The following is a 12,917-nucleotide window of genomic DNA, read 5'->3' as shown; positions in this document are numbered from 1 at the left end:
GAGGAGGCGCTGGGTCGCGGCGACATCCTGGCCGACCAGGCGAAGGTGATCGTCGAGGCCGTTGACGCGCTCCCCGACGACGTCGGAGCAGTGGTCAAGGACCAGGCGCGGGACCACCTCCTCGCCGAGGCGGCGCACTTCGACGCCAAGCGGCTGCGGGTCCTGGGCGTGCACGTCCTGGAGGTCGTGGCCCCCGAGGTCGGCGAGGCAGAGACGGCCCGTCAGCTCGAGTCCCAGGAGCGCAAGGGCGAGGCGAAGGCGCGGTTCACGATGCACGACGACGGCCACGGCACCACCCACGGCCGGTTCTCGATCCCGACCCATCAGGCCGACAAGCTCCGCAAGCCCCTCGACGCGTTGTCCGCACCCAAGGCCGGCGGCGAGGGCTCGACGCCGCACGGGATGGGGTTGGCGTTCATCGAGTACATCGACCGCTTCCCGACCAAGAAGCTCCCCCAGGCGGGTGGGATGGACGCCACCGTCGTGGTCACCATGTCCCTCGAGACGCTCATGGGCGGCCTCAAGGCAGCCCAGCTCGACACCGGCACCCCCATCAGCCCCGGCCTGGCCCGGCGCATGGCGTGCGAGGCCGGTGTCATCCCCGTCGTCCTGGGCGGGAAGTCCCAGGTCCTCGACGTCGGCCGCAGGATGCGGTTCCACACCAAAGCCCAACGGATCGCGATGGCCGTCCGCGACGGTGGCTGCATCGCTCTGGGCTGTGATCGGCCCTCGGCGTGGTGCCACGCCCACCACCTCGACCCCTGGTCCCAGGGCGGCAACACCTCGGTCGAGCGCGGCGGATTGCTGTGCACCGGCCACCACCCCCTGGCCCACCACCCCGGCTACGTCATGACCCACCACCCGGGCGGCAAGGTCTCCTTCCACAAGCGGGAGTGAGGAGCAGCCCTCACGAAACCCGCCCCAACCTTCTCGGGGCGTGTGAGCGTTGGTCCTTCGATGACGTCCGACAAGCAGTACGACCAGGAGTTCACCGCATGGGCGGTGGGCGCGGAGCGTCAGCTCCTCCGCTCGGCCGTGCTGCTGACCGGTGACCTGCATCGCGCCCAGGACCGGGTCCAGGAGGCCATGGTCAAGGTCGCGATGCGATGGCCACGCCTGCGGGGCGGTCAACCGACCGCCTACGCACGCACCATCGTCGTGCGGGACACCATCTCGTGGTGGCGACGACGCCGCCGCGAGGTCAACGTGGATCCGACCCCCGTGCTCGACCGCGAGCCGGTGTCCGGGGTCTCCACGGACGCCGAGGCCGGACTGGTCGTACGGCGCGCTCTTGCGAGGCTGACTCCCGCGCAGCGGTCGGTCGTCGTCCTGCGCTACTTCGACGACCTCACCGAGCGCGAGACCGCCCAGGTGCTCGGCATCACCGTCGGCACCGTCAAGTCCCAGAGCGCCGCCGCTCTCGCGCGTCTACGCAACGGCGCACCTGAACTGCTCGTCCAACGCACCGCCGCGCTGTCGCCCGACGGCAGGCGCGTGGCGGCCGCGGGGATCAGCGGGCTCTTCTGGCGCGAGCTCGACGGTGGGGCCTGGCAGCGCGTCGACGTCCCCCACTCCGTGACCGGTGAGGGCATCGAGGTGACGTGGTTGCCCGGAAGCAGCTCGCTGGTCCTGCGCAGCCACCTGCCGGGCGTGCTGGTCGACCTCGGGACGGGTCGGCAGCGGAGCCTGCCCGAGCTCACGGGCTATGTGGCCTGGGGTGCGGACCCGCAGGGCTTCTTGACCTACGTGTCGCGTGAGGGCGAGCTGGTGAGCCAGGAGCCCGCCGGCGGCCTGCGCAGGGTCATCATCAATCTGCTGGAGGGTCTGCACCACCCCGTGCTGTCAGCCACTTCGTTGGTGGCCGCTCGAGGCAACCGTGTCATCTCCTCGCCACCCGCCGTCGACGACCGCGACGGTCTCATCGCCCTGGACCGCGACACACTCGCTGCGCGCCGCTACCTGCCGGTGCGCGACGCGAGCTCCTACTACGTCGGTCAGGCGCTCACGCCCCGGGCGTGGCTGGACGACGACACCGTCCTCTTCTCCGTGCTCCCCCGCGGCACGTCCGAGGAGCATCTCGTCACCTGGGACGTCGAGAGCGGCGCCCTCAGGCGAGCGACGAGCTGGCCCGCGACGTACGACGCCTCGTTCGCGACCGAGCTGCTGCGGCTCTAGGTCCGTCCTCAGCCCTGGGAGGCGTCTCGGGCGGCCAACACCTGCTCGCGGAGGATGTCGGCGTGGCCGCAGTGCTGGGCGATCTCGCGGATCATGTGGAGGTAGATCCAGCGGAGCGGGAGGGCTCCGCGGCGGTTGCCGGTGACGACGTCGTCGACGCCCAGCGGCGCGGCCGCGACCCGCGAGGCGGCGATGGCCGCGGCGTAGGCCGCCCGGACGCTCTCCACGGTGTCCTCGGGCTCGAGGTCGAAGGACTCGTCGGGGCCGGACGGGATGCCGATCTCGGCGCGGGAGCGGCCGGTGAAGGCCTCGTCGAACCACACCAGCTCGACGAACGTCGCGTGCTTGACCAGTCCCAGGAGCGTGGTCTTCGAGGGCACCAGCGAGCGGCGGGCCTCCTCGTCGGTGAGGTCGTCGAGGGAGGCGAGCAGACCCTCGCGGTGCTGGTCGAGGAAGTCCTCCAGCTGCTGGCGGAGAGGGGCGGCGAAGCCGTCGTGGTCGTGGTGGGAGTGGGTCACGCGCCGAACCTACCGACTGCGGGCGTTGACCGTGTCCGCGTCGTGCTGCAGGGACAGGTGGGGGGACACCCGCGACGCTTCGATCCCGTCGTCGTCCACCAGGGACTGCACCAGCTCGAGGGGTCTCGATCCAGCACAGCAGGGGGGTGAGGCTGCTCGCAGCGCGGTCGCTGCTCCCCCCTAGGCATCGACGTGCAGCAGCGCTCCGGCGTGTCCCGGAAGCGTGAGGCGGCCCTGGTCGAGCTCGGCGCCGGACTCGGTCATGAAGAGGATCTCCCCCGACCGGACGTCGACCACGCGCGGCTCGTCGGACAGGTTGACGGCGACGGTGACGGCGCCGCGCTCCATGACGAACGTGCGGGCGTCCTCGTCGGCCGTGCACGACGTCCGGGTGAAGGACGGGTCCGTGAGGTCCGGCAGGGTGCGCCGGAGCTCGGCCAGGCGTCGGTAGACGCCGAGGATCCGGGCGTGCCGCCCGCCCTCGAGCTCGGCCCAGTCCAGCTTGGAGCGGCGGAACGTCTCGGGGTCCTGGGGGTCGGGGACGACGGCGGGGTCCCAGCCCATCTTCTCGAACTCCTCGATGCGCCCCTCGGCCGTCGCCCTGCCGAGCTCGGGCTCGGGGTGGGAGGTGAAGAACTGGAACGGCTCGGAGGCCGCCCACTCCTCGCCCTGGAAGAGCATCGGGGTGAACGGTCCGGCCATCGTCAGCAGCGCCGCACAGGCCAGCTGGTCGTCGTCGAGGTGCTCGGTGATCCGGTCGCCGACGGCGCGGTTGCCGATCTGGTCGTGGTTCTGGCTGCAGACCACCAGTCGCCAGGTGGGCATCGCGGCCGTGTCGATCGGGACGCCGTGGTCGCGCTCGCGGAACGACGAGTAGGTGCCGTCGTGGAAGAAGCCCCGCTCGAAGACCTTCGCCAGCGCACCGACGGGCTCGAAGTCGGCGTAGTAGCCCTCGGTCTCGCGGGTCAGCGCCACGTGCACGGCGTGGTGGAAGTCGTCGCTCCACTGCGCGTCCAGGCCGTAGCCACCGGCCTCGCGGGGCGTGACCAGCTTCGGGTCGTTGAGGTCGGACTCCGCGATGAGGGTGAGGGGGCGCCGCTGGTGGGCGGAGTACGCCGCCACCTCGATCGCCATCTCCTCCAGGAGGTGCGTCTCGGAGGAGTCCGACAGCGCGTGCACGGCGTCGAGCCGCAGCCCGTCGACGTGGTAGTGGCTCAGCCACAGCCGGACGTTGTCGAGGATGAACCGGCGCACCTCGCCCGACCCCTCCTCGTCGAGGTTGACCAGGTCGCCCCACGTGTTGGCGCCGGACTTGAGGTAGGGCCCGTAGAGCGGCAGGTAGTTGCCGGACGGCCCGAGGTGGTTGTAGACGACGTCCTGGATGACGCCGAGCCCGGCCGCGTGGCAGCCGTCGACGAATCGCTGGTAGCCCTCGGGGCCGCCGTACTCCTCGGTGACCGCTGACCACAGCACGCCGTCGTAGCCCCAGTTGTGCGTGCCGTTGACGGCGTTGACCGGCATCACCTCGACGAAGTCGACGCCGATGCTGCGCAGGTGGTCGAGCCGGCCGAGGGCCGCGTCGAAGGTCCCCTCGGGCGTGAACGTCCCGACGTGGAGCTCGTAGATCACCGCGCCGGCGAGCTGCCGTCCGGTCCACGACTCGTCGGTCCAGGTGAAGGCGGCGGGGTCGTAGGTGCGCGAGCGCTCGTGCACCCCGGACGGTTGCCGCAGCGACCGCGGGTCGGGCCGCGGCGTCTCGTCGTCGTCGAGGAGATAGCCGTAGTCGACCTCGCCGTCGGGCACGGGCTCGGCCGGTGTCCACCAGCCGTCGGCGCCGCGTGTCATCTCCACGACCTCGTCGGCGACCGAGAGCCGCACCCGGCTCGGCCGGGGGGCCCATACGTCGAAGCGTCCGCGAGACATCAGTCCTCCTTGACCAGCAGGGCGACGGGCAGGGTGGCGAGGATGTCGGCCACCTCGGCCGACACGACCCGCCCGGAGATCACGTCGCGCCAGCGCCCCTCGGGCAGCGCGAGCGTGGTGTCGCCCCAGCCGCCGCGGGCGGCCAGGCCGACGGGCAGCCGGGTGGCGACCGCGATCGCACCGCCGCGGTCGAACGCGACGGCGTGGTCGGCCGCGGCGCCCGAGACGGCCACCGGGGCGTACGACGTGAACAGCTCGGGCCGGTCGCGGCGCAGGGTCAGGGCGCGGGTGGTGACGAGCAGCTTGTCGACGCCGAGGTCGTCCAGCGCCACCGACGGCACGGGTCCCCACTCGCCGATGCCGGCGAGCAGGCCCTCGCGGGCGTCGAGGTCGACGAACCGGCGGTTGTCGGGGTCGACCAGGCTCTGCTCCCACAGCTCGCTGCCCTGGTAGACGTCGGGGACGCCGGGCATCGCGATCGCCAGCAGCTTGGCGGCGAGCGAGTTGCCCCAGCCGGGGCCGGTGATGCGGGCCAGCAGGTCCTCGAGGACCTTGCGGACCTTCGCGTCGTCGAACGCCGCGTCGACCAGGCCGTGCACGGCCGCCTCGTAGTCCTCGTCGGGCGCGGTCCACGTGGTGCGGTCGCCGGCCTCGCGCATCGCCTTCTCGGCGTAGGCGTGCAGCCGCTCGCGCGACGCGGGCCAGGAGCCGAGCACGGCCTGCCACAGCAGGGAGGCGAAGCCCGGGTCGGGCGCGGGGGCCAGCTCGAGCAGCTGCGACAGCGCGTCGTCCCACTCCTGCGGCACCTCGGAGAGCACCGTGATGCGGGCCCGGACGTCCTCGCCGCGCTTGGTGTCGTGGGTCGACAGCGCGGTCATCGCCGTGGGCCAGTGCTCCTGCCGGTCTGCCACGCGCCGGTGCCACTCGTCGAGCGACAGCGCGAACTCGCTCGGGTCGCCGCCGACCTCGTTGAGCGAGGTCAGCCGGGAGTAGCGGTAGAACGCCGTGTCCTCCACGCCCTTGGCCATCACCATGCCGCTGGTCTGCTGGAAGCGCACCGCGCCCTCGTCGCCGGCGTCGCCGAGCACCGGCTCCAGCACGTCGAGTACGGCGGTCAAGTCCGGCCGGGAGCGGCGCGCGGCGGCGAACGCGTCGTCGAGCGCCGAGCGCTCCTCGGGCAGGTAGGACCGGTAGACCGGGAAGCACGCGAGCAGCTCGGCCACGGCGTCCTCCAGGCCGGCCACACCCGCGTCGCCGTCGCGCAGCGGCTGCGGCAGCTCGCGCACGATCCGGCGTACCTCGGAGTGCAGGATGCCGTCGGCGATCATCCGCTTCGTGCCGCGGATCATCGCGTGCCAGTCGACCTCGCTCCCCCGCAGCCGGGTCTCCAGCGCGTCGAGGGGTGCCTGCCCCGCGGGGTCGGTGAGCAGCCGGTCGATCATGCCGAGGGCGTCGTAGCCGGTGGTGCCGGCCGTGGCCCAGGAGCGCGGCAGCTCCTCGCCCGGCTCCAGGATCTTCTCGACCAGGACGTAGGCGGAGCCGGTGAGGTCCGCGAGGTCGTCGAGGTAGCCGCCGGGGTCGCGCAGGCCGTCGGGGTGGTCGACGCGCAGCCCGTCGACGAGCCCCTCGTCGAACCACCGACGGATCTCGACGTGACTGTCGTCGAAGACCTTGCGGTCCTCGACCCGGATCGCGGCCAGCGTGTTGACCGCGAAGAAGCGCCGGTAGTTGAGCTCGGAGTCGGCGGCGCGCCACGAGACGAGCTCGTAGTGCTGCTCGTCGTGGGTGCTCGTGCCGGGCGCGAGCGGGAAGCGGTGGTCGTGGTAGCGCAGCTCCCCGTCCTCCACCCGGATCGAGCCCTCGTCGCCGTCGCCGACGACGGGGATCCGGAGGCGGCCGCCACCGAAGTCCCAGTCGACGTCGAAGTAGTCGGCGTAGGCCGAGTCACGGCCGTGCTGCAGCAGGTCCCACCACCACGCGTTCTCCACGGGCGTGGCGACGCCCATGTGGTTGGGCACGATGTCGACCAGCACGCCCAGCCCCAGGCGCCGGGCCTCGGCGGCGAGGGCCGCGAGGCCCTCGTGGCCCCCACGCGACGGGTCGACCGTCGCGTGGGAGACCACGTCGTAGCCGTGGGTGCTGCCCGGCTCGGCCACCAGGATCGGCGACAGGTAGACCCAGTCGGCGCCCAGCGCGTGCAGGTAGGGCAGCCGCCTCGTCGCCTCGTGGAGGTCGAAGTCGGCGGTGATCTGGAGCCGGTAGGTGCTCTGCGGAGCCCGAGTCGCCATGCCTCAGCCTCGGTCCTGCGCCGCCAGCGACGCTGCCACGGAGTGGTCCGGCTCGGCCTCCGGCTCGACGTGCTCGCGCAGGACCACCAGCGAGCGGTGCTCCAGCTTGAGCGTCGCACCGGCGTGGTACGGCGTCTGGCCGTCGACGCCGCCCGCGGTGTCGATCACCACGTCCCACGCGGCGGCGTACTCGTCCGGCGGGAGCGTGAGCTCGGCCGGGCCGTCGGCGTTGAAGTAGAGCAGGAAGTGGTCGTCGGTGATCTCCTCACCGCGCGCGTCCTTGCCGGCGATGCCGTGGCCGTTGAGGTACATCCCGATCGCCTGGGAGCCGTCGGTCCAGTCGGCGTCCTCCATCGGGCGGCCGTCCAGGTGCAGCCACACGATGTCGTTGAGCCGGTCACCCTCCCCTCCGGGGACCTCGGTGCGCACGGTGTTGCCGGTGAAGAACCGCTTGCGGCGGAACGTCGGGTGGTCCATGCGGAGCTTGATCAGCGCCGCGGTGAACTCCACGAGCGGCCTGTCGGCGTCGTCCCAGTGCATCCAGGCGATCTCGGAGTCCTGGGCGTAGGTGTTGTTGTTGCCCTGCTGGGTGCGGCCCATCTCGTCGCCGTGCAGCAGCATCGGCACGCCCTGGCTCAGCAGCAGCGTCGCCAGGACGTTGCGCTGCTCGCGCGCCCGGAAGGCCCGGATCTCCGGGTCGTCCGTGGGTCCCTCCACGCCGTGGTTCCAGGAGCGGTTGTGGCTCTCGCCGTCCTGGCTGTTCTCGCCGTTGGCCTCGTTGTGCTTCTCGTTGTAGGAGACCAGGTCGGCCAGCGTGAAGCCGTCGTGGGCGGTGACGAAGTTGATGCTCGCCACCGGGCGGCGACCGGAGTGCTCGTAGAGGTCGGCGGAGCCGGCCAGCCGCGAGGCGAACTCGCCCAGCGACGGCTCGCCGCGCCAGAAGTCGCGCACGACGTCGCGGTAGGCGCCGTTCCACTCGGTCCACTGCGGCGGGAAGCCGCCGACCTGGTAGCCGCCGGGGCCGACGTCCCACGGCTCGGCGATCAGCTTCACCTGGCTCACCACCGGGTCCTGCTGCACGAGCTCGAAGAAGGTGGCGAGGCGGTCGACGTCGTAGAACTCGCGCGCCAGCGCGGAGGCGAGGTCGAAGCGGAAGCCGTCGACGTGCATCTCGGAGACCCAGTAGCGCAGCGAGTCCATGATCAGCTGCAGCGAGTGCGGGTGCCGCACGTTGAGGCTGTTGCCCGTCCCGGTGTAGTCCATGTAGTACTGCTGGTCGTCCTCGACCAGGCGGTAGTAGGCCGGGTTGTCGATGCCCTTGAAGCTCAGCGTCGGGCCCATGTGGTTGCCCTCGGCGGTGTGGTTGTAGACCACGTCGAGGATGACCTCGATGCCGGCGGCGTGCATGGCCTTGACCATCGCCTTGAACTCCTGGACCTGCTGGCCGGCCTGGGCCGTGCCGGCGTACTCCGCGTGCGGCGCGAAGAACCCCAGGGTGTTGTAGCCCCAGTAGTTGCGCAGGCCCTTCTCCAGCAGCGTGCTGTCCTGGATGAACTGGTGCACCGGCATCAGCTCGATCGCCGTGACGCCGAGGTGCTGGAGGTGCTCGGTGATCGCCGGGTGGGCCAGCCCCGCGTAGGTGCCGCGGATGTCCTCGGGCAGGTCGGGGTGCAGCTGGGTCATGCCCTTGACGTGCGCCTCGTAGATGACGCTCTCGTTGTAGGGGTAGTTGAGGCGGCGGTCGCCCTCCCAGTCGAAGAAGGGGTTGATCACCACGCCGAGCGTCATGTGGGCGGCGGAGTCGTCGTCGTTGCGCGAGTCGGGGTCGCCGAAGTTGTAGCCGAAGAGGCTCTGGTCCCAGTCGATCTCGCGGGTCGTCGCCTTGGCGTAGGGGTCCAGCAGCAGCTTGTTCGGGTTGCAGCGCAGGCCCTGGTCGGGCGCGTAGGGGCCGTGGACGCGGTAGCCGTAGCGCTGGCCGGGCTGGACGTGCGGGAGGTAGCAGTGCCAGATGAAGGCGTCGACCTCCCACACCTCCACGCGCTCCTCGGCGCCGTCCTCGTCGAAGAGGCACAGCTCGACGCGCTCGGCGACCTCGCTGAAGAGCGCGAAGTTGGTGCCGGAGCCGTCGTACGTCGCTCCCAGGGGGTAGGCCTGACCTGGCCAGGACTCGAGCACGGTGCCTCCGGTGATGGGATCGGGAAGTGTCGGGCTGAACCTATTGGATCGGTCCAACGAGTCCCAGTACCCGGGGTCAGACCGTTCCATCCCTGCGGCGTCGGTCACGCGCCCGAAGCGCCCGCAGCTCGTCCTCGAGCACCAGGACCCGCGCGACACCGGCCGACTCGGGCGGACTCCCCACTCCTCGGCGCGGCCCGGTCGACTCACGCAGACGGCCCGGGCCGCGCTCGCGCGTCCGGCGTGGTGACCCGCTCAGGGCAGCGCCAGCACCACGTCGGCGACGGTGTCGGCGGCCTGACCCAGCGAGCCCCCGAGGTAGGTGCCCGGCACGCCCTCACGGGCGTCGGGCGAGCCGAACGCGTTGCCGGCGTAGAAGACCGGGCAGCCGGAGCCGGCGACCGCCTGGAGGCTCTCGACGGCCTGGCGGCGGTGGGTGGACAGGTGCGAGACGACGACCACGGCTGCGGCCTCCGTGGCCGCCAGCGCGGTCACGAGCGTGCGCTGGGGGGTCCGGGCGCCCAGCGAGCGGCAACCGACGCCGCGGTAGGCCAGGGCGGCCGCGAGCGCCTCGAGGCCGAGCGTGTGCAGGTCGCGGGGGCCGCAGGCGAGCAGGACCGAGCCCGACGCCGTCGGCGAGGGCGCCAGCGTGGTCGTGCGCGCCAGCCAGCCGCGCACCGCCTCGGTGGCGAGGTGCTCCTGCCCGATGTCGCAGCGCCCGTCCTCCCACAGGCTGCCGATGCGTCGCATCGCCGGCATCAGCACCCGGTCCAACGTGTCAGGAAGCCCGAGGGCCGCCATCGCCTCGTCGAGGACGGTGCGCAGGGCGGCGGGGTCCAGGTCGGACGCTGCCGCCAGCATGCGGCCGATCCACACCTGGGCCGGGTCGTCGGCGTCGAGCTGGCCGCGGACCGAGCGGGCGGCGGCCGACGCCTTGAGACCCCGCGCGACCTCGTCACGCATGAGCCGCACCTCCTCGAGCGCCTCACGGGAGTAGCGCCGGTGCCCGCCCGCGCTGCGCGGGGTGGTCGGGATCCCGTAGCGGCGCTCCCAGGAGCGCAGGGTCGGCGAGGGGACGCCGAGCAGGCGGCTGACCTCCTGGATCGGGAGACCGTCCCCGATGCGTGCGTCCTCGCCGGTCACTCCCGCCCCCGTCCCCCGCCGAGCGTGTCGCGCCCGGACGACTCCATCCGACCCGGTTTCCAGAGTTTGTGCAACATTCGTCAGTTCTTGCATAAGTTCGCCCCTTCTCCCCGACGCGGGGAGCCAGCAGGCTGGTCCCGTGCCCGACCTCGACCCCCGACCCGCCGCCTCGCCGTGCGAGGGCATGCTCAGCGGGCTGCTGGTCCGTTGCGGGCGGGGCGACCAGGCGTCGCTGGGGACGCTGTTCGACCTGCTGCACGGCGTGGTCGGTGCGACCGTCCGCCGGCGCCTGTCCCGCCGCGCCACCCCCGAGGACGCCCATGCGGCCGTCGAGGATGCCGTGGTCGGGGTGTTCCACGACGTGTGGCGCCGCGCCCCGCTCTTCCGTGCCGGTGCGGAGGACCCGCTGCTGTGGGTCCTGCGCCTGGCGGACGAGACGGTCGACCCGGCGCCGGCTCCCCGGCCGGCGCTCGTCGCCTCCTGAGGCAAGACGCGCGTCCCGGTCACCGGGCCCCGACAGCACACCGTCTCCGCCCGATAGAGGGGCGGAGACGGTGGCTCTCGACCCGCGGTGCGGAGTGACTGTTCACCCGACCTGGAGCTGAGTCGAGAAGACCCTCGGTACCCGGGGTCTCACGGGACATTCAACCGCGGTCCCTCAACCCGGCCACGCCACCCCCACCGGGTCCGCCGGCAGCGCGCGCCTCCCGCGGCGGTGCACCAGGACCCCGACGACCACCAGCGCGGCGCCGAAGGCGAGGAAGCCCAGGTCCCACGACAGGGGCGCGCCGACGTCGTCGCGGACGTGGTGGACCCCGAGCAGGTGGTGGTCCACGATCCCCTCGACGAGGTTGAAGAGGCCCCACCCGGCCAGGACGAGGCCACCGTGGAAGCTCCAGCTCGGCGCCAGTCGCCCGCGCTGCCACGAGCGGATCGTCGTCAGCGAGCCCGCGAGCACGAGCACCCACGTGACGAGGTGGAAGAAGCCGTCGGCCATCGTGTTGACCTCCAGGCCGGCGACCGTGGTGACCGGGTAGTCGTCCACGTGGCTCACCATGTGGTGCCACTGCAACACCTGGTGCAGCACGATCCCGTCGACGAAGCCACCCAGACCCAGCCCGTAGAGCAGCCCGGCGGCGACGGTCGGCGGGCTCGGAGTCGTCATCCGCGCCGGGTACCCATGTCGAGCCCGGCCACGCCCGAGGCTCACCGCGTGAAGGGCACGCCCCCGCCGAACGAGTCCGAGACCAGGTCCGCGTCGAGCACGCGGTACGGCGCCGGCGACTCCGACGCCCGTCGCCGCAGCGCCTCGACCGGCAGCGGCTCGCGCCCGGCGAGCACCATCACGTTGCCGTCGCGGCGCCCGCGCAGGGTGGCCGGCTCGGCGCCGATCGCGAGGTGGGCGAACGACGCGCGCAGCCCGGCCACCACCCTCCGGGTGTGGGCGAACGGCGCGCGGTCGCTCAGGTTCAGCAGGTACGCGCCGCCTCGGGTGAGCGTGCGCGCCACCTCGGCGGTGTGCTCGCGCGTGAGGAGCTCGGCCGGCACCCGCCCGTCGGCGTAGGCGTCGAGGACGAGCAGGTCGGCGCGGCCGTCGGGCAGGGCCGCGACGCCGGTCAGGCCGTCGACCGGGCGCACCTTGATGCCGCTGCGACGCGGCAGCGGCAGCTCGGCGCGCACCAGCTCGGTGACCGCCTCGTCGGGCTCGAGGACGACCTGCGCCGAGGTCGGCCGGGTGGCGGCGACGTAGCGCGGCAGGGTCATCCCCGCTCCCCCGACGTGCACGACCCGCAACGGCTCGCCGGGCGTCGCCAGCACGTCCACGACGTCGCCCATGCGGCGTACGTAGTCGAAGGCGAGGTACGTCGGGTCGTCGAGATCGACGTGGGACTGCGCGCGGCCGTCGTGGCTCAGCACGAACGCCCGGGCCCGCTCGGTCGGCTGCAGCTCCCACACGCCGCGACCCTCTCACGGGCGGGGTGGTCTACTCGATCGCCGCCATGCTGACGCCGAGGCCGACCATCATCGTGCCGCCGGCGACACCCAGCGCGTCGAGGCGCTCGGGCCGGCTGCCGAACCAGTCGCGCGCCTTCCCGGCCGCGAGGGCCCACAGGCTGTCGGAGGCCACGCACAGCACCCCGAAGACCGCGCCGAGCATCAGCAGCTGCAGGCTCGACGACCCGGCGGCCTCGTTGACGAAGTGCGGGAGGAAGGCCAGGAAGAACACGACGGTCTTGGGGTTGGTGAGCCCCACGAAGAAGCCGATCCGCAGCGAGCGCCGCGCCGACCGGGCGCGCGCGGTCGCGGCCTCGTCGGCGTCCAGGTCCCCCAGCGCTCCGCGGGCGTCGGCGCGGTGCCGGATGGCCTGGACCCCCAGCCACACGACGTAGACGGCGCCGACCAGCTTGATCGCGGTGTACGCCGTCGCGCTGGCCGCGACCACGGCGCCCAGCCCCAGGGCGACGGCCACCACCTGCACGACGATGCCGAGGGCGTTGCCGAGCACCGAGAGCAGCGCGTCGCGCCGGCCGACCGTCAGCGCGCGCCCGATGGTGAACAGCAGGCTCGGCCCGGGCACCTGGATGAACAGGATGCTCGCCGCCACGAACGCGAGCCATTGGCCGACCGTGGGCGCGGGGAGGTCCATGCCCGGAGTATGGCGGCTGCCCGACCCCGCGACAACGCGTTTCGGCGC

General features: G+C 72.4%; 11 protein-coding genes. 3 read left to right on the top strand and 8 right to left on the bottom strand.

Annotation, left to right across the window (positions count from 1 at the left end; all coding sequences use genetic code 11):
* On the top strand, positions 1-897 hold an 897-nt coding region (locus tag E4622_RS22320; RefSeq protein ID WP_134742438.1), incomplete at its 5' end, for an HNH endonuclease signature motif containing protein.
* Positions 898-957: 60 nt separating this feature from the next.
* Positions 958-2,175, top strand: a complete 1,218-nt coding sequence (locus tag E4622_RS22315) for a SigE family RNA polymerase sigma factor (RefSeq protein ID WP_134742437.1) — start codon at positions 958-960, stop codon at positions 2,173-2,175.
* 8 nt (positions 2,176-2,183) lie between these two features.
* On the opposite strand, the gene E4622_RS22310 is transcribed toward E4622_RS22315, so the two are convergent.
* The 5 genes from E4622_RS22310 to E4622_RS22290 all read right to left on the bottom strand — a co-directional run bounded on the left by E4622_RS22310 (position 2,184) and on the right by E4622_RS22290 (position 10,222).
* Positions 2,184-2,693 (bottom strand): DinB family protein, encoded by a 510-nt coding sequence (locus E4622_RS22310; protein ID WP_134742436.1) that lies wholly within the window; start codon positions 2,691-2,693, stop codon positions 2,184-2,186.
* 180 nt (positions 2,694-2,873) lie between these two features.
* Complete coding sequence (gene treZ / locus E4622_RS22305; protein WP_134742435.1) at positions 2,874-4,616, bottom strand: malto-oligosyltrehalose trehalohydrolase; 1,743 nt, start codon at positions 4,614-4,616, stop codon at positions 2,874-2,876.
* A complete protein-coding gene (gene treY / locus E4622_RS22300; RefSeq protein WP_134742434.1) occupies positions 4,616-6,904 on the bottom strand; it encodes a malto-oligosyltrehalose synthase in 2,289 nt (762 codons plus the stop codon). The genes treZ and treY overlap by 1 nt, the downstream gene beginning before the upstream one ends.
* 3 nt (positions 6,905-6,907) lie before the next feature.
* On the bottom strand, positions 6,908-9,079 hold the full coding sequence (glgX, locus tag E4622_RS22295; protein WP_245156157.1) for a glycogen debranching protein GlgX: 2,172 nt from the start codon (positions 9,077-9,079) through the stop codon (positions 6,908-6,910).
* Positions 9,080-9,334: 255 nt separating this feature from the next.
* Positions 9,335-10,222 (bottom strand): MerR family transcriptional regulator, encoded by an 888-nt coding sequence (locus E4622_RS22290; protein WP_167736204.1) that lies wholly within the window; start codon positions 10,220-10,222, stop codon positions 9,335-9,337.
* Positions 10,223-10,361: 139 nt separating this feature from the next.
* On the opposite strand from E4622_RS22290, the gene E4622_RS22285 reads away from it, so the two are divergent.
* A complete protein-coding gene (locus E4622_RS22285) occupies positions 10,362-10,706 on the top strand; it encodes a hypothetical protein (RefSeq protein ID WP_134742431.1) in 345 nt (114 codons plus the stop codon).
* A 174-nt stretch (positions 10,707-10,880) separates the two neighbouring features.
* Here E4622_RS22285 and E4622_RS22280 read toward each other — a convergent pair whose 3' ends face one another.
* The 3 genes from E4622_RS22280 to E4622_RS22270 are packed head-to-tail and all read right to left on the bottom strand — an operon-like array spanning position 10,881 to position 12,869.
* Positions 10,881-11,387 (bottom strand): DUF2243 domain-containing protein, encoded by a 507-nt coding sequence (locus tag E4622_RS22280; protein WP_134742430.1) that lies wholly within the window; start codon positions 11,385-11,387, stop codon positions 10,881-10,883.
* A 41-nt stretch (positions 11,388-11,428) separates the two neighbouring features.
* Positions 11,429-12,178 (bottom strand): fused MFS/spermidine synthase, encoded by a 750-nt coding sequence (locus E4622_RS22275; RefSeq protein ID WP_134742429.1) that lies wholly within the window; start codon positions 12,176-12,178, stop codon positions 11,429-11,431.
* A gap of 28 nt (positions 12,179-12,206) precedes the next feature.
* The gene (locus E4622_RS22270) at positions 12,207-12,869 is read right to left on the bottom strand and encodes a LysE family translocator (protein ID WP_134742428.1); all 663 of its coding nucleotides are present in this window, start codon (positions 12,867-12,869) and stop codon (positions 12,207-12,209) included.
* Positions 12,870-12,917 lie beyond the last annotated feature (48 nt).

This window comes from Nocardioides sp. 503, from assembly GCF_004522095.1.
Taxonomy (GTDB): domain Bacteria; phylum Actinomycetota; class Actinomycetes; order Propionibacteriales; family Nocardioidaceae; genus Nocardioides.
Note: the sequence above shows the minus strand (reverse complement) of the source record. Positions and strands in the feature narration are given on the sequence as shown.

What these genes read in the sequence shown, in the direction of transcription:
- E4622_RS22315 (WP_134742437.1), top strand. Translation starts at nt 958, where the DNA reads ATGACGTCCGACAAGCAGTACGACCAGGAGTTCACCGCATGGGCGGTG.
- treZ (WP_134742435.1), bottom strand. Translation starts at nt 4,616, where the DNA reads ATGTCTCGCGGACGCTTCGACGTATGGGCCCCCCGGCCGAGCCGGGTG.
- treY (WP_134742434.1), bottom strand. Translation starts at nt 6,904, where the DNA reads ATGGCGACTCGGGCTCCGCAGAGCACCTACCGGCTCCAGATCACCGCC.
- E4622_RS22280 (WP_134742430.1), bottom strand. Translation starts at nt 11,387, where the DNA reads ATGACGACTCCGAGCCCGCCGACCGTCGCCGCCGGGCTGCTCTACGGG.
- E4622_RS22270 (WP_134742428.1), bottom strand. Translation starts at nt 12,869, where the DNA reads ATGGACCTCCCCGCGCCCACGGTCGGCCAATGGCTCGCGTTCGTGGCG.